21 protein-coding genes and 2 tRNA genes are annotated in these 25,537 nt (G+C 45.2%); 8 read left to right on the forward strand and 15 right to left on the reverse strand.

Annotation, left to right across the window (positions count from 1 at the left end; all coding sequences use genetic code 11):
- Window positions 1–15: 15 nt before the first annotated feature.
- From SKC37_RS06340 to SKC37_RS06360, 5 genes are all read right to left on the reverse strand, one after another.
- Window positions 16–2,421 (reverse strand): beta strand repeat-containing protein, encoded by a 2,406-nt coding sequence (locus tag SKC37_RS06340; protein WP_377980670.1) that lies wholly within the window; start codon window positions 2,419–2,421, stop codon window positions 16–18.
- A 25-nt stretch (window positions 2,422–2,446) separates the two neighbouring features.
- Window positions 2,447–3,049, reverse strand: coding sequence for a hypothetical protein (locus SKC37_RS06345; RefSeq protein WP_377980671.1), 603 nt, complete (start codon window positions 3,047–3,049; stop codon window positions 2,447–2,449).
- A 103-nt stretch (window positions 3,050–3,152) separates the two neighbouring features.
- Window positions 3,153–4,241, reverse strand: a complete 1,089-nt coding sequence (locus SKC37_RS06350; protein WP_377980672.1) for a helix-turn-helix domain-containing protein — start codon at window positions 4,239–4,241, stop codon at window positions 3,153–3,155.
- Between the two features lie 208 nt (window positions 4,242–4,449).
- Window positions 4,450–4,535: transfer RNA gene (locus tag SKC37_RS06355), tRNA-Leu, on the reverse strand.
- Window positions 4,536–4,578: 43 nt separating this feature from the next.
- Window positions 4,579–4,651: transfer RNA gene (locus SKC37_RS06360), tRNA-Gly, on the reverse strand.
- Window positions 4,652–4,749: 98 nt separating this feature from the next.
- Here SKC37_RS06360 and SKC37_RS06365 point away from each other — a divergent pair.
- A complete protein-coding gene (locus tag SKC37_RS06365; RefSeq protein WP_377980673.1) occupies window positions 4,750–5,220 on the forward strand; it encodes an Lrp/AsnC family transcriptional regulator in 471 nt (156 codons plus the stop codon).
- A 36-nt stretch (window positions 5,221–5,256) separates the two neighbouring features.
- Here SKC37_RS06365 and tgt read toward each other — a convergent pair whose 3' ends face one another.
- From tgt to SKC37_RS06400, 7 genes are all read right to left on the reverse strand, one after another.
- On the reverse strand, window positions 5,257–6,390 hold the full coding sequence (gene tgt, locus SKC37_RS06370) for a tRNA guanosine(34) transglycosylase Tgt (protein WP_269001382.1): 1,134 nt from the start codon (window positions 6,388–6,390) through the stop codon (window positions 5,257–5,259).
- A 233-nt stretch (window positions 6,391–6,623) separates the two neighbouring features.
- On the reverse strand, window positions 6,624–10,229 hold the full coding sequence (locus SKC37_RS06375) for a PVC-type heme-binding CxxCH protein (RefSeq protein WP_377980674.1): 3,606 nt from the start codon (window positions 10,227–10,229) through the stop codon (window positions 6,624–6,626).
- A 3-nt stretch (window positions 10,230–10,232) separates the two neighbouring features.
- Window positions 10,233–11,345 carry a Gfo/Idh/MocA family protein gene (locus tag SKC37_RS06380; protein ID WP_269001380.1) on the reverse strand — a complete coding sequence of 371 codons (1,113 nt, stop codon included), beginning with the start codon at window positions 11,343–11,345 and terminating at the stop codon, window positions 10,233–10,235.
- A gap of 102 nt (window positions 11,346–11,447) precedes the next feature.
- Window positions 11,448–12,275, reverse strand: coding sequence for a sugar phosphate isomerase/epimerase family protein (locus tag SKC37_RS06385; protein ID WP_377980675.1), 828 nt, complete (start codon window positions 12,273–12,275; stop codon window positions 11,448–11,450).
- A gap of 275 nt (window positions 12,276–12,550) precedes the next feature.
- Window positions 12,551–13,432 carry a DMT family transporter gene (locus SKC37_RS06390; RefSeq protein ID WP_377980676.1) on the reverse strand — a complete coding sequence of 294 codons (882 nt, stop codon included), beginning with the start codon at window positions 13,430–13,432 and terminating at the stop codon, window positions 12,551–12,553.
- Between the two features lie 2 nt (window positions 13,433–13,434).
- Window positions 13,435–14,505, reverse strand: coding sequence for an LptF/LptG family permease (locus SKC37_RS06395; RefSeq protein WP_377980677.1), 1,071 nt, complete (start codon window positions 14,503–14,505; stop codon window positions 13,435–13,437).
- A complete protein-coding gene (locus SKC37_RS06400) occupies window positions 14,492–14,890 on the reverse strand; it encodes a DUF983 domain-containing protein (protein WP_377978558.1) in 399 nt (132 codons plus the stop codon). Before SKC37_RS06400 ends, SKC37_RS06395 begins: the two co-directional genes overlap by 14 nt.
- Before the next feature lie 108 nt (window positions 14,891–14,998).
- Here SKC37_RS06400 and SKC37_RS06405 point away from each other — a divergent pair, with 108 nt between their 5' ends.
- From SKC37_RS06405 to SKC37_RS06415, 3 genes are read left to right on the forward strand one after another with little or no spacing between them, the layout of a single operon-like run.
- Window positions 14,999–15,436: a hypothetical protein gene (locus SKC37_RS06405; protein ID WP_377980678.1), complete on the forward strand. Its 438-nt coding sequence runs from the start codon at window positions 14,999–15,001 to the stop codon at window positions 15,434–15,436.
- Between the two features lie 10 nt (window positions 15,437–15,446).
- On the forward strand, window positions 15,447–15,956 hold the full coding sequence (locus SKC37_RS06410) for a D-glycero-alpha-D-manno-heptose-1,7-bisphosphate 7-phosphatase (protein ID WP_377980679.1): 510 nt from the start codon (window positions 15,447–15,449) through the stop codon (window positions 15,954–15,956).
- Complete coding sequence (locus SKC37_RS06415; protein WP_377980680.1) at window positions 15,953–16,846, forward strand: aldo/keto reductase; 894 nt, start codon at window positions 15,953–15,955, stop codon at window positions 16,844–16,846. The genes SKC37_RS06410 and SKC37_RS06415 overlap by 4 nt, the downstream gene beginning before the upstream one ends.
- Window positions 16,847–16,955: 109 nt before the next feature.
- Here the strand turns inward: SKC37_RS06415 and rnr are convergent, their stop codons facing one another.
- Complete coding sequence (rnr, locus tag SKC37_RS06420; RefSeq protein WP_377980681.1) at window positions 16,956–19,211, reverse strand: ribonuclease R; 2,256 nt, start codon at window positions 19,209–19,211, stop codon at window positions 16,956–16,958.
- A 105-nt stretch (window positions 19,212–19,316) separates the two neighbouring features.
- Between rnr and SKC37_RS06425 the strand changes: the two genes are divergently transcribed.
- From SKC37_RS06425 to thrC, 4 genes are read left to right on the forward strand one after another with little or no spacing between them, the layout of a single operon-like run.
- The gene (locus SKC37_RS06425; protein WP_377980682.1) at window positions 19,317–20,312 is read left to right on the forward strand and encodes a M28 family peptidase; all 996 of its coding nucleotides are present in this window, start codon (window positions 19,317–19,319) and stop codon (window positions 20,310–20,312) included.
- Between the two features lie 3 nt (window positions 20,313–20,315).
- Complete coding sequence (gene gcvT, locus SKC37_RS06430) at window positions 20,316–21,401, forward strand: glycine cleavage system aminomethyltransferase GcvT (protein ID WP_377980683.1); 1,086 nt, start codon at window positions 20,316–20,318, stop codon at window positions 21,399–21,401.
- A 1-nt stretch (window position 21,402) separates the two neighbouring features.
- Complete coding sequence (locus SKC37_RS06435; protein WP_377980684.1) at window positions 21,403–22,107, forward strand: 2-phosphosulfolactate phosphatase; 705 nt, start codon at window positions 21,403–21,405, stop codon at window positions 22,105–22,107.
- Entirely contained in the window at window positions 22,104–23,408 is a 1,305-nt protein-coding gene (thrC, locus tag SKC37_RS06440; RefSeq protein ID WP_377980685.1) for a threonine synthase, read from the forward strand. Before SKC37_RS06435 ends, thrC begins: the two co-directional genes overlap by 4 nt.
- Here thrC and SKC37_RS06445 read toward each other — a convergent pair.
- Window positions 23,400–23,765 (reverse strand): hypothetical protein, encoded by a 366-nt coding sequence (locus SKC37_RS06445; protein WP_377980686.1) that lies wholly within the window; start codon window positions 23,763–23,765, stop codon window positions 23,400–23,402. The genes thrC and SKC37_RS06445 overlap by 9 nt on opposite strands.
- 35 nt (window positions 23,766–23,800) lie before the next feature.
- Window positions 23,801–25,537, reverse strand: coding sequence for a single-stranded-DNA-specific exonuclease RecJ (gene recJ / locus SKC37_RS06450; protein WP_377980687.1), 1,737 nt, complete (start codon window positions 25,535–25,537; stop codon window positions 23,801–23,803).

Here is a 25,537-nt window from a genome sequence, read left to right on the forward strand (position 1 = left end):
TTAGTTGCATTCGTTTTATTTTATGTAGTATCTTTTTTGCCCACCTGTTGTGATGACATACATATTCACAGCCGCACCCGGGTTGATTGAAAAAGTTGAAACTCCGCCATTACCACTAGTGCTAGTATAATATAAAGTCGTTGCGGGGGTGTTAGACGTCCAAGTACCATTACTATAATTACAAATTGTCAATGTAAATCCGTCAGGTAAATTATCTGGAATATTTGGCATACCCGTATGTTGTGTCGATATGATATATCCTGAATATTGATATAAATCTGAAGCTGCAATAAAAGGCCAATCATCATATGTCTTTGTGGCTATTGACTGCCAGGAAGATGTCCCATTCGCATTTGCGGTTAATACTTGCCCCTGAGTACCATTAGTATTAGGATAAGTAACAGCACCCGCAGTTATTGTTCCACTTGTCTTCACATTAGTGACCGAACTATTTCCTAATTGAATCGTATTACTTGCTACAACCTGCGCTCCATAACCTACTGCCGTTGCATTATTCAATGTCGCAGAAGACACATCGGCATCTGTACCCAAAATTGTATTTTGGCTTCCGGATGTAATCGTTTGACCTGATCGTTTTCCTACACCCACGTTACTATTCCCTGTCACACTAATCAAGGATTGATTACCGATAGAGGTATTTTCTTGGCCACTTACTAAAGACATCATTGACTCTGCTCCTACCGAAGTATTACCAGAACCAGAAGTCATACTAGGCAAGTTATTGTAACCAATACTCGTATTATTATCCCAAGCGGTACCATTATAACGAGCCATCGCGAAAGCACCTAGGGCTGTGTTACGTTTACCATTCACATTGGAAGACCCCATCGCGCCTTGTCCAATAGCAACACTCTCATCATTATTACCTGCTCCACGGCCCAATGAAACACCATTAGCAGAAATATTTGAACTAAAAGTTTTAACTCCAGCTATTGTTTGAGCTGTTATTAAATCCACAAATCCTCCTGTCGAAGTAGTCACTTCTTTCGTGCCTGCGTTATAATACAGTAAAGAGGAAGTTGCGGATGCGCTACGAATGGGATTCACATAAAATCCAGCATTGCTCGGATTCAATGGGCTACTACTACCTGCAGCGTTCAAGGCGATACTGTTCGCCGCTTGATTGCTCTGGCCAGCAAAGGTACCAATAGCGATGGCACCAGTCCCTTGGTTATTTTGACCGGCAGCAAAACCAATCGCCACTGATTCGCCTGCTTGATTTGCTTGGGCCGCGTTACCCCCTATTGAAATACTATTTGCTCCTTGATTTTGGTCTCCAGAAACATACCCAATGGCGATCGAACTTTGTCCTTGATTTCCTCTTCCGGCACCACCACCGATAGCCACCGTATTCTTATTAACGCCTTGATTCGGAGTTCCCGCTTGTGAACCGATGGCGATATTATTATTTGCCAAACCAAGTGTAGTCAGTATTCCTGCTACCGTCGTTTGGCCCGTTCCTCCAGCTGCTACTGGAATCACACCTGTGATTTTAGATCCTGCTACCGAGGTAATTTTCGCGTCAGTTACCGCACCGTTCGCAATTTTAACCGTGGAGATTGAATTATCAGCAACTCCTGCAGAAGCCATGGCTACAGCAACCGCAGCATCTGCATAAGCAGTCGTAGCAATTTGGGTGGAATTCGTACGTGGACTAGCCGTCGTGGCTCTCGCGATGCCTGTAAAAGTAGGCGAGGCAATAGGTGCATAATTATTCAAATCTGTCAAGGCTGCTTTCGTCGCTAACATATTTGTATCTACTGTGATCGCCATGTGTGCTGCTAACATCGCTGCACTTGCTTTTAAGTCTAGCGCCGCATTCACATCTGCCACATTTGCTTTCAAGTTCAAAGCCGCCTGGGTTGCTGCAGAAACAGGTTTGTCTGCATCTGCCGTGTTATCCACATTGCCTAGACCTAGGTTAGCTCTCGCTCCCACGGCCGTTGTTGCACCAGTTCCTCCACCTGTAATCCCTAAGGTCGTACTTAATTTCCCTGCCGTTTCTGCAAATAAAGCATAAGGCGAATAGGTTAATTTTTGGTCAGACACCTTGGTATATGAGGCTCCGTTATCGAAGCTAACAAATACTTGTAGAGACTTTTGATTCGCGTCCCAGCTTACCGCATTGAATGCTGTGCTAGCTACCGAACCGATCGTTAGGTTCACTAAACCATACGCATCCGTTTTCGTTTGTTGCACCTCTTCGAATTGGATATTCGTTCCGGAAATGATGACAAATTTCACAGAGACATTTCCATTGACTAAAGGCTGACCTGTAATGTCAGAACCTGGCAACTCGATGGAGGCCGGGTCCAAGATGACCGCTTGATAGGAAATGCCTTTTTGGGCATTTGCTACAGTGGAAATAAATAGCAATACAAAGAGTAGTAATTTTTTCATGGTAGTAGAACAAATGAATGAGTAATTATTTCGTGGCTATTTTAAGGCCAAAACTGAAAGTAGATGGAACAAAATTCAGCGTCGATGAGCCGAATGTGTTTGTGTCTAGGTGTTGAAAAGAAGTGTAAACCGAAATCTGATCGTTGACTTTTTTCGTGATCGATAAGTTAAAACCTACCGAGAATTTCAGGCCGCTAAATTGATCGTCATCCGCTAAATCGAGGTAGCGGTTTTGTAGAAACTGAGTGCCGTTAATCAGGGTTTGGACGGCCGCTGAAGCTTTGGCAGAAACAGTCAAACCATGTAAACCCGTGTAAGAGGGGCCGATACCTCCAGTCAAGCCCATAAAATCTGCCTGATAGGAAAAAGGAATGTTTTGCACATCGCCCACATTGTTGTATTGATTATAGGCCAAACCCAAATCATACACAAAAACTTTCGATAGTTTATTCTCGCGGGATAACGCCAAATGAAGGCCAGAACTAGACTTCAAAAAGTCCGGATTATTTCCGGCAGAATTCGTAAAAACATAGCGAGTAATGTTATTGCCGGTTTCGAAATTCCAGGTTTGCGCTTGTAGCGACGAAATGAAAAATAGGGCAATCAGGAGGGTAAAAATTGATCTCATAGAACAGAATTAAATCTTGAAGATCAATATTAGTGTAAAGATGTCCGGAAAAATATTTTTTGGACAAAGGCCTTGTTTCGATTCGCCGAATTGAATCAAATCATTACGAAAGCTTTTTTAAATAGACCGAAGGAGATTCCCCCGTTTGTGCTTTAAAAGCCTGAATGAAATTAGAGCGAGATTTATAGCCACAGGCCTTTCCTACACTCTCCAACGTATTCGTTTCTGCCTCGCCAGCCTTCAGTAGATTGACCGCCTCTTCGATCCGAAGCTGGTTTTTCCACTTTAGAAAAGTAATGCCTTTGTAATTATTAAAGTAATAGGTTAATACGTGTTCTGGAGTTGAAATATCTTTGACTAAATCTGACATAGCAAATCCTGGAATTAGAAATTTCTTTTCTGCCAAGTAAACCTCTAGCTGTTTTTCTACTTGAGTAAGCCTTAATTTATTTAGTTCAAAAGTCTTTGATGTAGTGGCAATTTCTTCATTTAATTTAATCACATCTAGTAAACTTTCTCCCGATTTTTCTTGTAAACCATATAACACAGATGGGAAAAAATAAATAGAAACCATCAACCCGAACATAATGATGCTAGCCACTGATCTTCCTCTCCCTTGTTCCATTAATACAATCATAAAGTCATTCACAAAATAAGAATGGGTACTAAATGCAATCAAACTTAAATTAAAGATCAATCCCAAAATCAAATACACCTGTAACCATTTCTTTAACACAAGGGCCGATTTCAATTTACCTTGCTGAATAGCTTTGTGGAGAATTAAGGAGGCAAAAACGAGGTAACAAAACGAAATGACTGAACGGAAAATAAAATAGAATGAAAAAGAGACTAAAGGAAAGTATACCTGATAAATCGCTCTTGAATTTTGATGGATTTTTTCTGACAGATCTAGCTTAAACGCCCAAGAATGGAAAGAATAGGGCAAAATATTAACCACAATCAGAATAAATGGTATGAAATGTAGATAATCCCAACCTCGAATGATTTTTTTTTCTGTTAAAATGGCGCGTACATAAAAATACAAGAAAGGGGTATTCAATAAATAAAAGGGGAAATAGTGAATAAGCGAAAGCGCACGTAACGATACGTCATCAGAAACAATAGACGACCAATGCGAAAAACTAAATAAACTGTTAAGTATAAAGTGATAGGCCAAATAACGGTTAGCCACATTAACCCGATCGGCAAAATGTAGAAGGAGAAAAGCGCTTAAAAACCCGACAAGGCTAATGGCAGGAAGCATATTTTTTATTAGAACACTGAGTTATCAGCAATGTACGAAAATTTAGATTCGAAACTATCCGTCTTTACCGAAAGGCACTGGCCTGAAAACAAAAAAGCTTTCCCGTTAAGGAAAGCTTTTTCAGACGCTTGAATTGTACTTGGGATGGGAATCGAACCCACACGAGCGTTACGGCTCACGGGATTTTAAGTCCCGCGTGTCTACCAGTTCCACCACCCAAGCGTCCTGGTAAAACTAAAAGCACCGATGGTGCTTTTTCGTTTTGAGCGAAAGACGGGGTTCGAACCCGCGACCTCGACCTTGGCAAGGTCGCGCTCTACCAGCTGAGCTACTTTCGCGTTTTGTGGATGCAAAAATAAGGCCTCCTATTGAATTATGCAAGTCGAAATCAAATTTTAGTGAAAATATTCTCTAAATTTATGCTTTCGAAAAAAATATGAGCATCAACAAACTCGACCAAACTGATCACAAATTACTAGAGATTCTTCAGCAAAATGCGAAGATCACAAACGCCCAATTATCCAAAGAAATTGGTCTTTCACCGGCTCCTACTTTGGAACGCGTAAAGAAATTAGAGACTTTAGGAATTATCCAAAGCTATCACGCTCAGGTGGATAGAGAAAAAGTAGGCTTAGGTGTGAGTACGTTTGTGACGGTGACTTTGACGGGTCACAAGAAGCAAGTGACAGAGTCATTCGTGAAACAAATACACCAAATTCCAGAGGTAATTGAGTGCCACCACGTGACGGGTTCTGGCGATTTTATGCTGAAAATAATTTCCAAAGATATTTCGACTTATCAGAAATTAATGCTCGAAAAAATCAACGAAATCGAAGAAGTGGCTGCCACTTCGACGATGGTGATCTTATCTTCGTTCAAAGAAAGTAAGGTTTTGCCTATTCCGTGATTATTCGCCGCGCGCCAATCGCGCGCGCAATCCTTATTACAATCGGTGCATAAATTGCGGGATCATTCGGTTTTTCCAAGCCGTAAAAGTTCCCGCTTGAATTTCCTTGCGAGCCTCGCCTACCATCCACAGATAGAAGCGCAGGTTACACACACTCGCGATCATTGCGCCTAACATTTCCTCGCAACGCACTAAGTGACGTAAATACGATTTCGTGTATTGACCGTGCACCTCATTCACGAAATGTGGATCGATGACCGAGAAGTCAGACTCCCATTTCTTATTCTTGATATTGATAATTCCCTGCGTCGTAAAAATCATCCCGTTGCGGGCATTTCTCGTAGGCATCACGCAATCGAACATATCGATTCCGAGCGCGATTCCTTCCAAAATATTCGCCGGCGTCCCCACGCCCATTAAATATCGCGGTTTGTCTTTTGGCAAAATATCCGTCACCTCATCCGCCATTGCGTACATATCTTCGACTGGCTCGCCCACGGATAAACCTCCGATGGCGTTACCAAAAGCCCCTTTGGACGCGATATATTCCGCCGAAACTTTCCGTAAATCAGAATAAACACTCCCCTGTACAATGGGAAATAAAGTCTGGTTATAGCCGTACTTCGGATCTGTTTCATTAAAACGGGTAATGCAACGATCTAGCCAACGGTGCGTCATATCCATCGATTTGCGCGCGTATTCGTAGGTACATGGGTACGGCGTGCATTCGTCGAAAGCCATCATAATATCCGCCCCGATCGTGCGCTGAATATCCATCACCCCTTCCGGCGTGAAATAGTGAATACTACCGTCTATATGTGATTTGAATTTGACCCCTTCTTCCTGAATTTTTCGTCCTGTTCCTGCCAAAGAATACACTTGATATCCTCCCGAGTCCGTCAAAATAGGCCCCTGCCAGCCATTGAATTTATGCAATCCACCTGCCTTTTCGATGACCTCTAAACCGGGACGCAAGTACAGATGGTAGGTATTTCCCAGGATAATTTGGGCCTTAATGGGATCAGTTAATTCTGAAATATGAACGCCTTTAACGGTCCCTGCAGTGCCTACAGGCATAAAAATGGGCGTTTGAATCGTCCCGTGATCTGTCGTTATTTCACCTGCGCGCGCTTTCGAGCTAGGATCCGTGTGGCTTATTGAGAATTTCATAAGACAAAGGTACAAAAGAATTTTCTTGTGAGCAGCTGAAGTCGCTGCTGCGCAGCTTAGTCACCTACGGTTCAGTCGTCACTTCGTGACTTAGTCATCGCTATGCGATTTAGTCGACTTCGCCTTAGTCAAAAACATTTCATAAGTGCATCCCCGAAGGGGATTCCATCTTTGTGCTTTTTGCTTTGCTCTTTGTGCTTTGAGAACAATGAAAGTTAATTAAAGCTTCCGCTTTAATTAACTTTCATAATGCCATTCATAATCCTCCAGTGCCCCGGGAACGTACACAAGAATGGATAATTGCCTGGAACACTTGGTGCTTTGAAGACCACTTTTACGCGGCCATCCGATTCCACTAATGGAGTATAGGCTAACACTTCTGGCATGGCTGGGATGTAGTTTTTCGCTGCACCATCAGCAGCTGTGATCATCTTGTCTGCGGCTAAACCGATTTTTTCTTGGCTTCCTAAAGCGCCTAAAACCCAGTTATGTTGCATCGCATCGACGTTTTCGAAGATCAACTCTACCGTCGCGCCTGCTGGTACGGTGAATTCCGCTGGGCTGTATTTCATCGCTTCTTTGATCGTCATAATCGTACGTTTCACGACTACTCCTTTCACCTCGGCTGTTGGAATTTCTACTTTCCAAAGACCCGCTAAACGCTCATACGCCTCCACATCCTGCGGACGTAATTGTTTGCCTAAGCCTTTTATAAAATCGGTATTTTCAGCTGATAATTCTGCCACGCGTTTTGCATTCCATGTCGCAGATGCTCCTTTCAATGCAGCGCCCATCGTAGGACCAGCTAGCTGTTTGATCGAACGCAATAAAGCGACGATATCATTAGCTGAATCATCTGAAGTCATTCCGCGGAACGATTTCTCTACGATGTACGAGCCTAAATCTGCAGGCAAGGAAACCACGATGGGTTGTCTGAAGATATTATTGTTGCGATTTGATTCGCCTAATACAGCTTTCGTATCTAAGGCAATTTCCATCACGTAATTACCTGCTTCGTCTGCCGTCCAGCCTAGGTTTCCTGTCCAAGGACCGTTGTTATTTTTCACGACAGAAACCGTTTCGCCTGGAGCCGCTCCATCTGTGAACGTGTAGGATTCCAAATCGGTACGACGGCCCATTCCTTCGATTTTGACGGTTAACGGAAGTGGGATGCCTTTTGGCAAGGCTTTATCGCCTCTGTTTTTCACGCGGATCACGAAACTAGCGCCTTCACGTAAGCGGAAGTTTCCGCCTTTGATCTGCACTTCTTCCACGACTAGGTCGAGGCCTGATTCCGTGCCAGCTGTCGATGGGTTTTTAGCCTCCCTCGCTAATTTCTCTGCTACCACCGCGCTTGATTGAGCGCCTTGTTTCGCGATGAATGCGGCACGACGTGCAGGACCACCTGCCATGACATAAGCTGCTAAAGCGTCTGGAATCCAACGATCCGTTGTTTTAGCAGAGACCGCGATTTTACGCGCCATCGCCGCTTCTACCGCTGGGGAAGAGGGAGATTCGATTAAAGCTAAAATGGAATGCAATACGACTAAGGAGTCTTTGTCGTTCAACATTTTTTGGTCCAAAATCAATTTCGCCGAAGCCGCCGTACGAGGCAAAACCTGCACCGCTTGCTTGCGAACCGCTGCCGATGTATGTTTCATCGCACGAGCTAAAGCTTCCATTGGTAAAACGCCTAAGCCTTCTAAGGTTCTAAGCGCGTGGATGGCTCCAGGAGCGAGACCGATTTCATCTGTTTTGGCAGAACCTAAAAGCGCTACCAAAGCCGGAACCACGTCTTTATTTCCGCGCTCAACTAATAAACGCTGCGCCTGTAAACGCCAAAACAAGTTCGAATGACTCAATGCCGCCACACATTCCGCCGGCGTTTTCAAAGAGACTGGTGTGTATTCTGGCGCTTTATTATAGCCCACGCGGTAAATACGACCGTGGGTGAAATCACGTAAATCCGTGTCATAGGCATTTCCACCACCGTTCTTGAATCCTTGCGGAACCGGGTTGTGTTGAATGATGTAAGAATACCAGTCCGCTACCCAAACGGCTCCATCCGGACCCACTTGTGCGAATACCGGAGATACCCATTCGTCAGCACCAGCTAAGAAATTGAATGCTTCTTTGTCATTGAAATCAGAGCCCGTCGGTACTTGGCGATTCTGGTGAATCACGTGACCTGTGGGTTCTGAAACGAAGGCGATTTGGTTCCAATACTCTTTCGGGAACGAGCGCGCAGAATAGAAATTATGTCCTGCCGCTGCCGTAAATCCGCCAAAAACATCCACCTGGCGCACTTTCTTCGTGATCGTCCGCATGTCCTTGTGTGTATCCGTATTTTTGGAACCATTCAAAGTCATAGGTGCATGCCAAATATTGCGGTGCGGAATAGCCATATACCAGCCGTGCGCATTATTTGCCGTCGAACCGAACACATCACCTGCCTCATTGAAGTCGAAGCCCCAGGTATTATTCGAAGTCGTCGTCATGTGTTCCATCTTCGAACCATCTGGCTTGAAGCGGAAGAATGCCTGCGCAAATTGAAGCGAATCCGCTCCCACTTTGCCCTTATATCCGGAATAACCCACACAACCCCAGATCCAGTTATCAAATCCATAATGCAAATTCGACGGTCCAGCATGGGTATCACCTGTTCCAAAACCGGTGAATAAGATTTTCTTTTCATCGGCTACATCATCGCCATTCGTGTCTTTCAACAAGATCATGTGAGGCGCCTGAGAAATAATCAAGCCTCCATTTGCGAACACCATCCCCGTAGGAATGCTTAGGCCTTCCGCCCATTTCGTGAATTTATCTGCCTTTCCATCTTTGTTTGTGTCTTCGCACAATAAGATATAGTCGCTACCACCCGTTTCTTTGCGTTCGTTTGGATAATCTTTCGTGATCAACACGTACAAACGTCCGCGCTCATCCCACGCCATCGCGATCGGGTGCATCACGTTCGGTTCAGAAGCGAAAACTTGCAAATTAAAGTCCACCGGAACCTGAATAAACTTCACGGATTCCTCTGGACTTAAAGGTAATTGCTGTAATTGAGCGCCTTCGCGTTTCTCGTAGTTGGGCAAATTAGCTTCGCGGTATTTCAAGACCGGGATATTCAATGCCGTTAATAAAGCTCTTTTTTCTGCTCCTACCGCATGTAGAATACCTTGTGTCACTAGATCCTGGAATCCTTCCGTTTCCCAAGTGCGCTCGTCGTGTCCATAAGCAGTGTAAAATACATTTCCTTTTCCGTAGGTACGCGTCCAAGTATAAGGTTCGGTGGTGGCACCTGGCTTATCTTTGGCCTGCTCTGGTCCTAGAATTCTAGATTGCCAAATCTGGTTATCCGGCTGCAATTGGCTGTGCAAATACGTCTCATCGACTGTCTTGATTTTCACATAGGTATTCGCTTCGTTTTTCACGCGAATCGAATCCATCCCATGCCGCCAAAACTGACCGCCCACCATCTTCACAAATTCCTTCGAATTGCGGAAGTTGAACGAAGCACAGTGAATCGCCACCAAACCGTGACCTGAAGCCACATAATTCAAGAGCGCTTTCTCCTGTGGCGCCGCGATCGAATCGTGGTTCGCATAGATCACCAAGGCATCGAATTTATTCAAATACGCCTCATTCAAATCCTTCAAGGATTCCGTGTAGGTGATATTCATCCCTTTGATTCCCACCGCGGATTGCAATGCAGGATATCTGTCAAAGGGTTTGTGGTGGCCTTTATCGCCTAAAAATAATAATTCGAGACGTCTACCAGGAGCAGCCGAAACCGAAAATTGAAACAAGAATGCCGCAGCAAATAAGAGAAAACGCATGGCTTAGAATTTAGGAATTTCAATGATTTTTCCGCCTTGAAGAGCAGATTCGTGAGCTAGTATACCTACCGACGTCCAGTTAGCGGACTGCGGAGCATTCGGGAATGGATCGCGATCTGCGGCCAAAGCTTGCAAGAATTCGTTCACCAAATGGGGGTGCGATCCACCGTGCCCTCCCCCTTGTGTAAACGAAAGGTGGGTATTATCCTCCTCATCGTACACGCCTTTAGTCGTGAAACGTTGAATTTCTTCGGGTAAATAATGTGCGAAATCCGGCGTAGGCACTTTCGATGGAATCTCTGGCTCCGGTTTTTTCGCCGTATGCACCACTAATTCTTCGCCCTCAATTAAAGGCCATTCTACCGATTTCTTCGATCCATAAACCTCAAAACTTTCGCGGTATTGACGCGCCACATCGAAAAGCGAACGGTACACCATCGCGCTCAAATCCGAATCACGGAACTTAATGTGCGCTGATTCCACTGCAAATGGGGAGTTATAATGCTGAATCAATTCTTCGCGAATCGTACCCGATCCGAAGCAAGAAACATATTCCGCTTCTAAACGCAACAATCCAGCCACCGGCCCTACGCAGTGTGTCGCATAGTGCATGGGAGGCAAGCCTGGCCAATAATCCGGCCATCCGTCCATATCTTGTTGGTGCGATGCTTTCAAGAATTGAATCTTGCCTAGCTCACCCTTTTCGTATAATTCTTTGATGTACAAAAACTCGCGCGCATAGACCACGGTCTCCATCATCATGTATTTCTTACCCATGCGCTTGCTCGCCTCCACGATCGCCTTGCACTCCTCCACAGTCGTCGCCATAGGCACCGTGCAAGCCACGTGTTTGCCTGCATTCAGCGCTTTTAGCGTCTGTTCTGCGTGCAAGTGAATAGGAGAATTGATGTGAACGACATCTACATTCGGGTCTTGGATTAGCTTCTCAAAATCCGTGTAGCGCGTCTCGATCCCATAAGCATCCCCGATGGAGTTGAGTTTTTCTTCATTTCTTTGGCAAATCGCATACATATTCGCCAATGGATGCTTCAAATAAATAGGAATAAATTCTGCGCCGAAACCTAGTCCGACAATCGCAACGTTATATTTTTTCATAGTTTAAAAGATTTCACCATTCATTTACCATTCACCACTTACCATTCACCATTCATTCACCATTCACCACTTACCATTCACCATTCGTTTACCATTCACCACCTACCATTTACCATAGATAAATCTGAAAGATTTTTCTACAAGCTCGCGCTCTGAATTAAACATTTTTCGCCAAATATGGGCCGCCGGTAATTTCTCGCTAAAGGCCTCCACCACGAGCCAGCCGGAATAATTTACGCCCTTAATAGACTGCAATACAGACGGCCAGTTCACCTGACCTTCTCCCAAAATCCCCCGCGTACTCTCCGACAATTGAATGTGCGGCGTCCGCTTCGCAATCCGACGAATCGCATTTGCCGTGCTCACTTCCTCGATATTCGCGTGGAACGTGTCAAACATAATCTCCACATAGGGGTGATTAATTCGCTCCACTAAAGCATATAATTCATCCGCACACGAGACCAAATAACTCTCGAAACGGTTCAGATATTCTAAACAAAGGGTAATATTCTTCGTGGCCGCGTGATCCGCCACTTCCCGGATGCCGGCGATGGAACAGTCGATTTCTTGCTGGGTGGCTTTGGCACCTGTAAATACACCAAGCGCCGAATGAAAAGGCCCAGACAAATAGGGCGATCCTAAATAAGCCGCCACATCTACCGCTCCTTTCAAATACGCAATACCCGCCGCTCTAACCGCTGGATCCGGTGAAATCAAATTCTCAGCAGGCCCTGCAATCGCACAGGCGAAAGGTTGCAAGCCCAGTCGATCGACCTCCTTTTTCCAAGTAGGCCAATGCGCTAAATCAACATTAAATACCGGAATTTCAACGCCTTGATAACCCACCTCTTGAATAAAGGCAAGCTCTGATAATACAGAATCATTCATATCTGGCCCGTAAACGAGCAGATTCATGGCGATTGGGTTCATAGGTTTAGTAAGTCAGTAGACAGTTGTCAGTGGGCAGTTGTCAGTTGTCAGTCCGCAGGGAATGAGTCCGGAGGAGTCCCAAAAACTTCTCAATATAAAATAAAAAAATGGGTAATTCTACTAGTCTGTCCTGATTAGCTAGGAATTGAAAGCATAGCTTTTTAAAGCATAAAGAATAAAGCACAAAGAACAAAGATGGAATCCCCTATGGGGATGAATGTTTAAAATATTTCCTGTACGTTTCGCGCAGCGAATCAAACTTTATTCTTTGTGCTTTATGCTTTATTCTTTTTATCTAAGAACGGATGCGCCATCACCGTCAGCACCAACAAACTCGTACCCCAGTAGAAGGCGGGTTGCATGACTTCTTTTTGGCCAAAAATAAAGACCGCCAGCAAAATCCCATACACGGGCTCGAGCGTGATCACGAGATTGATCGAAAAGACGGAGAAAACTTTGTATAAATGGATGGTCTCGGTGTAAGCGTAAACGGTACAAACGACGGCCAAAATCCCAATCCAAAGCCAATCCAGTCCGACCGGAACGAAACCAGGCGAACCGCCCAACAGGCCGCTCAGCCAGACGGCGCCGGTGATAATTCCAGCCGCCACCATCTCATAAACGGTAATCAATTTAGGGTCGTGGGTGTGGGTATAATTTCCGTTAATCACAGAAAAAAGTGCGCCGAAAAATCCGGCACCAATGCCCATCACCAAACCAATCCATTGACCCGGTTCGACCGAAAAAATAATACCTAGGGCAATCACGACCAAGATTCCGAGAAAGACTTCAATCTTCGCAATCGGTTTTTTCTTCGCGATGGGCTCTAAAATGGAAGTCCAAAAGGTTTGGGTAGAAAGACCGGCGAGGCACATGGCGACTGTTGAGACTTTGGCAGCACCGAAAAACAATAGCCAGTGAAGCGCAACAAACGCACCATTCAACAGCCAGATCTTTAAAACCGAAGCGGGAACCTGAAAGGACTTTTTAGAAGCTGCGAGCATCAGTCCTAATCCGGCCGCCGCAATCACACAACGAAAAAAGACTATCGTCAACGCATTCGCTTCTGTTGCGTTGCCTAGAATAGCCGTAAACGCATACAAAATGACGATAAAATGTATCTTGAAGTAGTCGAGAAGCTGAGGACCCTGTCTCATCGTTAGCGCGGGATAGTGTAATAAAGTCCCACACCCACGGCGGAGAACACGATATTAGGGAGCCAAACCGCTAACAACGGAGGCATCCCGCCACCTTCCGCGATTCCCTTACTCATCATAAAGAAGAGGATATAGATGAAGGCCAAACTAAAGCCCAACGCAATCTGGAATCCAACGCCGCCTCGTGCTTTCCGAGCAGAAACCAAGAAGCCGATAATGGTCAAAATCATCACCGAAAAGGGATTGGCGAAGCGGAGGTATTTTTCAATTTGGAAGACTTCAATTCCGTCCGCACCGCGCGATTGCACTAAATCAATGTGGCGATTTAGCTCTGGAAGGGTAAAGGTTTCGTGCAATAAGTGTTTGTTCTCGAAGTCTTTGGGAAACAAATTAAGCGTCGTATCAATCTTTGCTCCAAACTTTAATGAGGTCGCCCCTGTCGCCCGAATGCGGTAATCATGAATCGTCCACTTCTTCGAAGTCGAGTCCCAGGTGATGCGATCCGACATCAATTTCTGTTGAATTTCCGTCCCCACAATACGCTCTAAACTGAAGCGATAGCCCGTATTCGTCGTATTATCGTAGGTTTCTAAATACGCATAGGTCTCCGGACCTATCTTAATATGAACGTCACGTTTGTCGAAATAGTAGGTATTGTTGATGTACTTATGCTCGAAAGGAACACGAATCTTGTTCGCGTTTGGCACTACCCAACCGATCATAAAAAAGGTCCCAATCGCTAAGATGCCTGATCCAATTAAATAAGGACGCATCAGACGTGTAAAACTTACCCCTGAGCTCAGAATCGCAATAATTTCCGTCTTTGCGGCGAGGTTTGCCGTAAAGAAAACGGTCGCGATAAAGACCATGAGCGGACTGATATAAGAAGCCCAATAGGGAATGAAATTCAGGTAATAATCCAAGAGGATCTCCCTTAAAGGAGCCTCTTTGCGAATGAAATCATCAATTTTCTCCGTGTAGTCGATCACCATCACAATAAGAACGATGATGAAAACGGCGAAAACGTAGGTCTTCAGAAATTTCTTTAAAATGTAATAATCAAGAATTTTCATGCTTAGCAGCAGCGCTTGGGTCGTATTTTAAACCAGAGAACCAATGTATAAATAATACACGAGCTGTCCTAAAATTAGCCGGCACTAACAGCAGGGAAACGGTCGTGATAGGCACCACGTAGCCCTCTGCCGGAGGATCGTTTAGGAAATTAAAGACCAAAATTCCCCCCACTAACATGATTCCCACCGTGAAGGCATACGAAATATACATCGCACCATAGAAAAATCCAGGCTCCACTTCGTAGCGAACGTCGCAAGATGGACAGTGTTCATGCATTTGAGCGAAATTAAGGACATTCCACCACTTGTATTTGAACAGACGGCCTTCGTGGCAATGCGGGCAACGGGCGTTAAACATAGCCGTTAGCTTGCTGGGATTTGACATAGAATCGGGTAATTTATGCCCAAAGGTAAAGAAAATTAGACGATTAAACGTAACAAAGGTCACGTTACGGAGGCTTTTTGTATCTTTGCTAAAATTAAACACACTCTTATGTATTCAACTTTCGTTACCATTCACTCGATCTTGTTTCTAGTGGTTTTAGCCCTAGGAATTTTATCTATTTTCAAAGGCTTAACAGGCAAAACTTTCACAGAATCTGATCGTAAAGTAGGCTTGTTTTACATGATCTCCTTGCACACGCAATTATTGATCGGATTAGTTCTTTATCTAGGGCTTAGCAAGGTGACAACAACAGCCTTTGCTGATTTTGGAGCAGCTATGAAAGATTCAGCGACTCGCTTGATCTTGGTAGAACACGTAACGGTTAACATCATCGCGATCGTTTTAGCGACGGTGGTGAATGCCAAAAACAAAAAAGCTATCACCGATGCCGCAAAGTTCAAAAACATGTGGCTATTGAACGGAATTGGTCTTTTATTGATTTTAAGCCGCATTCCTTGGGACCGCCTAAAAGCGTTTTTTGCCTAAATAGAATAGCATGAATAAGTGTATTTTCTTAGATCGCGATGGCGTTCTGAATGTGGATCGCGTGGATTACGTGTACCATTTAGGCCACTTTGTGATCCCCCCCGGCGTGAAAGAAGGCTTACAGGCTTTGAAGGACGCAGGGTATTTGTTGATTATTATTACGAACCAAAGTGGTATCGCAAAAGGCGTTTATAAACGCGAAGACGTGTACTTGATTCACGATGCGATCCAAGAGGGAACGGGAGTGAAATTAGATGACATCTACTTCTGCCCTTACCACGAGAATTTTGACAGTCATTCACTGACGCGCAAACCTGGATCATTGATGATCGAGAAAGCTGCAGCTAAATACGATATCGATATGGACGCCTCCTGGATGGTAGGCGACCACGAACGCGATATTACCGCTGGAACACGAGCGGGTTTACGGACCATTCGATTAGCGCCAGCTGGAACGGATACCAAAGCCACCCATTTAGTGGATGATTTATTAGCCGCTTCTAAAATAATTGTAGGATGAAAAAAGTATACTTAAGTGACGCCGGCCCCAAAGTTTCACCAGCCATCTACGGCTTTTGGCGTTGGGAAAAAGAAGACAAGAAAATGGACGAAATCGTCCATTTCTGTCTAGACAAAGGCATCAATACCTTTGATCATTCGGATCGTTATGGCGAATACACGGCGGAGAAAACTTTTGGAGAGCTTTTGGCAAAAAAATCCATCCAGCGTTCTGACATCGTTTTGTTCTCCAAATGTGGAGTTAATATCCCATCCCCTGCCAGACCGGACATCCGTGTAGCACACGTGAATACTTCTGCTGCGCACATTACAGCGTCTGTAGAAAACTCGCTTCGCAACTTGCAGACGGACTATTTGGACGTGTTTTTGTTAGACCAATTAGATCCTTTGTCGGATATTGAAACGACGGCTTTGGCACTCGAGAAATTAAAGAGCTCCGGAAAAGTGAAAAACATCGGCGTTTCGAACTTCTCGGTTTACCAACACCAATTGTTAGTTTCCTTCCTGAACATCCCGGTAGTTTCTAACCACATCGACTTAAACTTGTTGAATACAAGTGCATTAGATAATGGAATCGTGGATTATATCAAGCAAAAATACATGCGCCCTTTAGCAGTTTCGCCATTAGCGGGTGGCCGCATCGAGCACGGAACGGACGAGCAAGCCTTGAAATTGCGCAAGAAATTGAACGAGATGGCTACGAAATACGATAGCAATATCGAATCAGTTGCCGTTGCTTGGTTAATCAAATTAGGCGCCTTGCCATTAATCGGAACCTTAGAAGAAAAGCGTATTCAAAACATCGTGGATGCATTCGCGATCGAAATGGACCACCAGGATTGGTATGAGTTGTATAATACGACTAAACCGACGCAGGCGGTTTTAGATTAGAGATAATAGAGTAGAGAGTATAGATAAAAATCTCTTCATACATATTAAAAAAGGCTTCATTTCGAAGCCTTTTTTAATTCAATATCTCTTATCTCTACTCTATAATCTCCTATCTTCTACCACCGGTTCTCCTACCCCGCTCCTTACCTTTCGGAATCACTCTTCCTCCTCTCGGCGCTTCTCTCTTGCGAGAACGGTTGTTCGCGAATTTGCCTACTAAGCCAGAACGCATACCTACTAATTCTAGGTCGATGGTGCGTTTCGCTAAGTTCGTGTCGCGGACTTTTACTTGCACCTTGTCTCCAAAGGTGAAGACACGGCCATTCGATTTACCCACGATGCGGTAATTATTTTTATCTAAATCGTAGAAGTCGTCATTCAAGTCGACCATACGCACGAGGCCTTCACAAGATGTTTCGCCTATTTCGACGAAGATTCCGAACTCGGTTACTCCGGTGATGATACCGTCAAAAACTTGTGGTTCGTGCAAGCTCATGTATTCCACTTGCTTGTACTTGATGGAAGCGCGTTCTGCATCAGAAGCAAGTTTTTCGCGGTCTGAGCTGTGCTTACATTGGATCTCTAAAGGTGCGCGTTCCGCTGGAGTGCCACCGTCTAAATAATGTTGCAACAGGCGATGCGTCATGACGTCTGGGTAACGGCGAATCGGACTGGTGAAGTGTGAATAGAACGGGAATGCTAAGCCGAAGTGACCGACAGGATCGGTACTATAACGGGCTTTGGACATCGTACGAACCGCTAAACTCTGCAACACGTGCTCCTCGCCTTTGCCCTCGATGTTCTCCATCAAGGCATTGAACGATTTGCTGACGTGCTGAGGATCAGTCGTTACTTGGTAACCAAATTTCTTCGCGAACGAAGAGAATACCTGCAATTTCTCTGGATCCGGTGCTTCGTGAATACGGTACACCATCGTGTTTTTAGGCTCGTCTTTTTTCTTGTTGAAGACGAATTCGGCCACTTTTTTGTTAGCCAATAACATAAACTCCTCAATCAATTTATGCGCATCCTTGCGAATACGTGGATAAACCCCGATGGGCTTTCCGTCCCCATCTAATTCGAAGCGGACTTCGGCTGTTTCGAAGTTCACGGAACCGTGTTCGAAACGTCTGTCGCGGTAGCTTTTTGCAATGCGGTTCAAATCACGAATGACAGGAACTAAGGTGTCATCTGAATCATTTTCGATTAATTCTTGTGCCTGCTCGTAAGCAAAACGACGGTCCGAGTGAATAACCGTGCGACCAAACCACTCTTTAACGATGGTGTCGTTCGCGTCCAATTCGAAAACGGCGGAAAACGTTAATTTATCTTCGTTCGGACGAAGGGAACAAAGTCCATTCGATAATTTTTCCGGCAACATAGGCACCACGCGGTCGACTAAGTAAACCGAGGTAGCACGCTTGTAGGCTTCGATATCGAGTACGCTTCCGGGTTTCACATAATGAGCGACATCAGCGATGTGGACACCGATTTCGGTGTTGCCGTTCTTTAGTTTTTGGTAAGAGATGGCATCGTCAAAATCCTTCGCATCGATCGGGTCGATCGTGAAAGTTAAGACGTTACGCATGTCCTTGCGCTTCTTAATTTCAGTGGCTGGAATTTGCACTAAGATCGAGGCAGCGGCTTTTTCTACTTCCTCAGGGAAGTCATACGGCAAGCCGTATTCCGCTAAAATCGAGTGCATTTCGGTGTCGTTCTCTCCGGCTTTACCTAGCACTTTGATGACACGACCTTCGGCCTTTTTACCGTCTGTTCCCCAGCGAGTAACTTCTACGATTACTTTATCTAAGTGCTTTGCGTCCTTGATTTCGAATTTAGGCAAGTAGACATCTTCGTAGATTTTCTTCGAATCCGGGATTAAAAACGAGTAGTGTGGAGTCACTTGAATGACACCTACTAACTCAGCGGAACGACGTTCCAATATCTGCACGACCTCTCCTTCCGGGCGGTCATTTTTTCTTTTTTCGGATGGGCGACGTGCTTGGACGATGACTTTATCCCCGTCTTTGGCATTATTTAAATCGCCTGTAGCCACCCAAATATCCTTCGCCCCATCTTCCGGAATCACAAAGGCAAAACGCGCATTTACGTGATCCACGCGTCCTGTCACCTGGAAAGATTCATTGTCAAAACGAATATTTCCCTCTTCATTCTTGATTAAACGATTTTCCGCAATCAACTTAGCGACTAGGTCAGAATAAATCTCCTTCGTCTTGCGATCGCGGATAGCAAAAGCCTTGTGTAATTGGTTCAAAGAATACGAACGGTAGTCGTTCAATTCAAAAAACTCCAATATTTCAGCTTTTAAGCCGCTCAAAAATTTCAGTTCCTTAGGGGAAGGCATGGTATTTCAATTCAAATTATCCTGCAAGGTACACATTATTGATTTCTTAATTCCTAATTCGGCATTGTATTGCTATCTTTGGGCTTGTTTTTCAGCATTTCTTAGATGAACCGTTCCCGCATTGCCCTCTTTTTACTGCTTGTTTTCGCCCTGACTGGCGCTTACTTTGTTTGGAAGCCAACGGCGGAGGTACCAGCTGCGGAAGTTAACATCGTCGAAACGCCTGATTTCAAGGCGGATTCAGCCTATCAATTTATTGCGAAACAAGTGGCTTTTGGCCCACGTATTCCGGGTTCTGAGGCGAGCGCAAATACCCTGAAGTTTTTGGTTGCCAAATTAAAATCCTACGGCTGGACCGTGACGGAGCAGCCTTTTACAGCTTTCCGCTACGATGGCAAGAAATTACAAGGCACGAATATTATCGCTCAATTTCAGCCAGCCATCGCAAAACGTATTTTACTATCGTCCCATTGGGATGCCCGTAGTATTGCGGACAAAGATTCGGTGCGTAAAGACGAGCCAATCGACGCCGCAAATGACGGAGCGAGTGGCGTGGGGGTCTTATTAGAAATCGCGCGCAATTTGCACGAGGCTAAAACTAAACCCGCAGTGGGTGTTGATATCGTCCTTTTCGATCTAGAAGATCACGGGGAACCGGAAGATTATACGGGAGAACATAAACCCAACAGTTGGGCTTTAGGCTCACAGCATTGGGCTGCGAACCTGGTTCCAGCGAACTACCGTCCCTACTATGGTATCTTGTTAGATATGGTGGGTGGAAAAGGCGCGATGTTCCCGCACGAGGGGACTTCGATGCAATATGCGCCGGGAATTGTGCGCTCGGTTTGGGCGACGGCGGCGGATTTAGGATACAGCCATTTATTCGTGGATCAGGATGCCTTCGGGATTTCAGATGATCATACGGCGGTGAATGAGGTTGCCAAAATCCAAATGATTGATTTAATCGATTTACGCGCGTCGAATGGCGGCTTCGAGTTTGGAAGCTTCCACCATACGCATGCAGATAATTTAGCTAACATCGACAAATCGACCCTGAAAGCGGTCGGCCAAACACTTTTACAGGTTCTATACCGAGAATAATCCATGGAAGAAACAAACTTACAACAGGTTCATTTAAATGACCTCCACGTGTCGCTAGGAGCGAAAATGGTGCCCTTTGCTGGCTTTAATATGCCCGTATTGTACACGAACCTAATCGAAGAGCACCTGTGTGTGCGCAATTCGGTGGGTGTTTTCGACGTGAGTCACATGGGTGAATTCTTCCTGAAAGGGGACCGCGTTTTGGACTTTATCCAATACGTGACCTCGAACGACGCGTCTAAATTAGTGGACGGGAAAGTGCAATACAGCTGTTTGCCAAATAACGAGGGCGGCATCGTCGATGACTTATTAGTCTACCGCGTGAACGAAACCGAGTACATCTTGGTCGTGAACGCTTCGAACATTGAGAAAGATTGGAACTGGATCTCCTCTCACAATACCTTCGGGGTGGAGATGGTGAATCGCAGCGACGAATATAGTTTATTAGCGGTACAGGGGCCGAAGGCGATTTTGGCACTACAAAAATTAACGTCCGTGACCTTAGTAGACATGCCCTATTATACCTTCAAAATAGGTGAAATGGCCGGTTTCTCTGACATCATCATCTCAAACACTGGTTATACCGGCGCAGGTGGATTCGAGATTTACGTGAAAAACGAAAATGCCTTAGCGATGTGGAACGCGATCTTCGAAGCAGGTGCAGAATTCGACATCAAACCGATCGGTCTAGGTGCGCGCGACACGCTTCGTACCGAAAAAGGCTATTGCTTGTATGGACACGACATCGACGACACAACCTCACCTATCGAGGCTGGCTTAGGCTGGATCACGTCATTCAACAAAGATTTTATCAGGAGAGACCACCACGCTGCCATCAAGGCGAATGGTCCATCGAAAAAATTAGTCGGCTTCGAAATGATTGAGCGCGGTATTCCTCGCCAACATTATCCGATTTTAAACGCGGCAGGCGAGACAATTGGCGAGGTAACTTCTGGCACACAATCTCCATCCCTTTCAAAAGGAATCGGAATGGGTTATGTGAGCACGAAACACACAGGAACGGAGATCTTTATCTCGATCCGTGACAAAGCCATTAAGGCCGAAATTGTTAAATTACCTTTCTTATAAAATGAAGAAAATCGACGTCTGTTTATCGCCGGACTTGATCCATTTATATGATTTATCCTCCGTGGCGGTGGTTGTGGTGGATATTTTCCGCGCGACTTCCTGCATGGTGACTGCTTTTGCGAGCGGTGCTTCGGAGATTGTTCCCGTGGAAGAGGTCGAACTGTGCCAGGAATATGGCGCTAAAGGATATTTGACGGCGGCGGAACGAAACGGGGTTACTCCTGCTGGTTTTGACTTTGACAATTCTCCTTTTTCGTATCAAGTAGAGAAGGTAAAAGGGGCCAAAATTTGCGTCACCACCACGAACGGCACAGTGGCTATTCGTCGGTCGAGCAGTGCACCTGCCGTTTATGTGGGTGCATTCTTGAATATTTCCCGAGTGGTCTCAGCGCTGAAAGATTGGAGCGGAAACGCCTTAGTCGTTTGTGCTGGCTGGAAAGGGAAACCGAATTTAGAAGATACCTTGTTTGCTGGTGCCTTAATTGATACCTTAACAGGTGAATACGAAGTGGCAGATGATGCTGCTTTGATGGCCTGGAAACAATATAACCTAGCCTCGAATGATCTATTAACGGCGGTGAAGAATTCTTCCCACGTGAACCGATTATTAGGTTTAGGCATTGAAAAAGATATCGCGTTTTGTTTAGAATTTGATCGGTATTCTGTACTTCCTACACTGGAGGGAGATGCCTTAAGATTAGTATGATATTATATAGCACCGAACACAAAAGTCCTAATGTAAGCCTAGAAGAGGCTATTTTCCGTGGCCTTCCCCCGGACAATGGCTTGTATATGCCTACTGAAATTAAACCATTACCGGCTTCGTTTTTCGAAACGATTCAGGACCGCAGCTTGCCAGAAATTGCGATCGCGGTGTGTGAAAATTTGCTCGGGGATAGTTTAAGTTCAGCAGATATTAAAAAAATCATCGAGCAATCGATGACTTTCGAGGCGCCTATCGTTTCTCTAGAATCTGGGGTAGAGGTATTGGAATTATTCCACGGGCCATCGATGGCGTTTAAGGATTTTGGCGCACGTTTCATGGCCGCGATCATGTCGCACTATTTGTTGAAATCGAAGCGCGAAATTCGCATTTTGGTGGCCACTTCTGGGGACACGGGTGGTGCGGTAGCGCAGGGTTTTTTCAACACGCCGGGCATCTCGGTGACGATTTTATATCCGACTGGAAAGGTGTCTGATATTCAGGAGAAGCAATTGACAACCTTGGGTGGAAATGTGACCGCATTAGAAATAGACGGCACATTTGATGATTGCCAAAGATTAGTCAAGCAAGCCTTCCTCGACGAAGAACTACGTGCCGCTTTTGATTTAGCGTCTGCTAATTCCATCAACATTTCTCGTTTAATTCCACAGTCTTTCTACTACTTCGCGGCTTATGCGCAGGCGAAAAAGAAAGGTTTGAATGCACCGGTGGTATTTAGCGTGCCATCTGGTAACTTTGGCAATCTAAGCGCTGGATTGATGGCCTACCGAATGGGCCTTCCGGTAAAAGCATTCGTTGCTTCTTGTAATGAGAACCACCCAGTGGCAGATTACCTGCTTACCGGAGAATACAATCCAGTGGCTTCAGTGGAAACCTTATCGAATGCGATGGATGTGGGTAGCCCTTCAAACTTCATCCGCATGCGTTTACTAGCAGGCGATGAATGGTCTCAGGTGCGCAAGATTATTAAAGGTTACTATACAGACGATCAGAAAACACAGGAAATCATGGCAGACGTGTTCGCGCGCACTGGCTATGTGATGTGTCCACATACGGCCGTTGCCTACGATGGTTTGCAACAATATGCCGCAGAATATCCAGGTGAAATCACTGGTATTTTGTTGTCTACCGCCCATTACGCGAAGTTCTTACCTACGGTGGAGGGAACGTTAGGGGTTTCAGTTCCGGTGCCTACTCGTTTGGCGGAGCTTTTGGATAAAACAAAAAAGTCCATCCCCATGGGGACGGACTTCGCTGATTTCAAAGCTTATTTACTACAATAAAGCCTTGAATTTTTCTCTTTCTTGGTAAGCGATAATGGCTGACAATACCATTAAAGCGATACCCACACCAGGTTGATGCGCTAAGCACAATTCAAATAACAAGATATTTACAGTGATAGGGGCTAAAATCGTTAGTCCTAAAGCACGTTTGCCCGGGAATAAGATCAAGGCTCCTCCGATTACTTCTAATACTTTGATCACCTTCAAAATTCCTGAAGAGAACAATACACCCATGAATACACCTGGATCTCCAGTCATAGGTGGCTGTGCAACGAAATTAAAGAAGAAGTTCAATCCTCCGAAAAGATAAAGTGCTCCCACAAGAACCGAAGGCAATAAGTCAAGTACTTTTTTCATATGTAGTTTTTTGGTGATGGCTAAAATTAGAATTTTTAGTTGAATGACGCAAAATCTAATGCCCTTAATTGCAAGGTGCGATTTCCGTTATATTCATTCACTTCGAGGTGATAGACTAGTTTAATAGGCAAACGTTGCTCATAAGCGGCACTCAAGCCGTCATAGAAATCCGCTTTCATCCCGAAACCAACTACTTCTAAACCTCGCTCATCCGGCGTAGAACCCACGTAAATTTTCAAGTGCTCTTCTTTCATCACAAAGGGACTCCTTGTTACAAAAACCGGCCCTGAAACGAAATTAGGTAGCATATTTCCTGGGCCATAAGGAGATAAACGAACCAATAATTTATCATAAAACGATATACTCAAGGCTTCCAAAGGCAACTGAATATCCACCGGCAAATCCGCTTTAGGAGAAATATTGGCTAATCCCTCCTGCGCAATACGCTCAAACTTCTCAATGAATGCCTGCAGATTCTCCGGCTTTAAATGCAAACCGGCCGCATGCGTATGCCCACCGAACTGCTCTAATAAATCTGCACATTCTTCTAACGCCTGGTGCACATCAAAACCCCGAACAGACCGAGCAGAACCCACTAATTGGCCATGCGATTCTGTTAAAATAATCGTTGGCCTAAAATACTGATCTTGTATTTTACTCGCCACAATACCCACTACCCCTTTATGCCAACCCGGATTAAATAGAACCGTACTGCGGGCTGATAGCAGAAAATCATTCCCCTCAAACATCGCCAAAGCCTGCGCCACGATTTCTTTCTCCACCACTCGGCGATCCAAGTTCTGTTGAATGACCGCCTCCGCTAATGCCTCCGCCTCTTGATTATCTGCCGCTAACATTAATTTCACTGCCCCATGGGCGTGGTCCATTCGGCCAGCTGCATTGATAATGGGGGAAATAGAGAAGACAATATCTGAAATTTGAATAGGAGCTTTCTTCTTCGCTTTGTTTAATAAATAGCCTAAACCGGGGCAGGGATTTGTGCCTAATTTGGCTAAGCCTAAAAAGGCCAACACCCGATTTTCTCCATTCATCGGTACGATATCAGCCGCGATACTGCAAGCCAAAAGATCCGCCGATTCCCATAAAGGGTCAAGTTCTAAGTCATTCGCGATCGCAAAGGCCATCATCAGCTTGAAGCCGACACCGGCACCCGTTAATTCTTTGAATGGGTATGGGCAATCCTTGCGCTTGGGATCTAAAACCGCGACCGCCGCAGGGATTGTAGCCTCTGGTAAGTGGTGATCACAAATGATAAAATCGATCCCGTTTTCATTGCACCAAGCCACGCGTTCGTGGGCTTTAATTCCACAGTCGAGGGAGATGATCAGCGTGTAATTATTGTCTTTCGCATACTGAATACCTGCCTGCGACACGCCATAACCCTCTGCATAGCGATCCGGAATATAGTAATCACAATCCGCCCCTAAAATACCCGCTAAATAACTATAGACTAGCGTAACAGCCGTCGTTCCATCCACGTCATAATCACCGTAAATCAAGATTTTCTCCCCAGATTCCAGGGCATGTCCGAGCCGCTCCACCGCTTTGTCCATGTCTTTCATCAAGAAAGGGTCATGCAGTTGGCTAACATCAGGCACCATAAAGTCTTTCACTTCTTGGAATGTCTTAATGCCTCGTGATACCAATAAGGATAAAAAATAGGGATTCTTTAATGCCAAAGCCTCCCCTAATGCCTCTACTTCCGCGGCCGGCGGCGCTGGCACGTATACCCAATTCTTTTTTGCTTCCAT

Source organism: Aquirufa esocilacus (assembly GCF_042715595.1).
Classification (GTDB): Bacteria; Bacteroidota; Bacteroidia; order Cytophagales; family Spirosomataceae; genus Aquirufa; species Aquirufa esocilacus.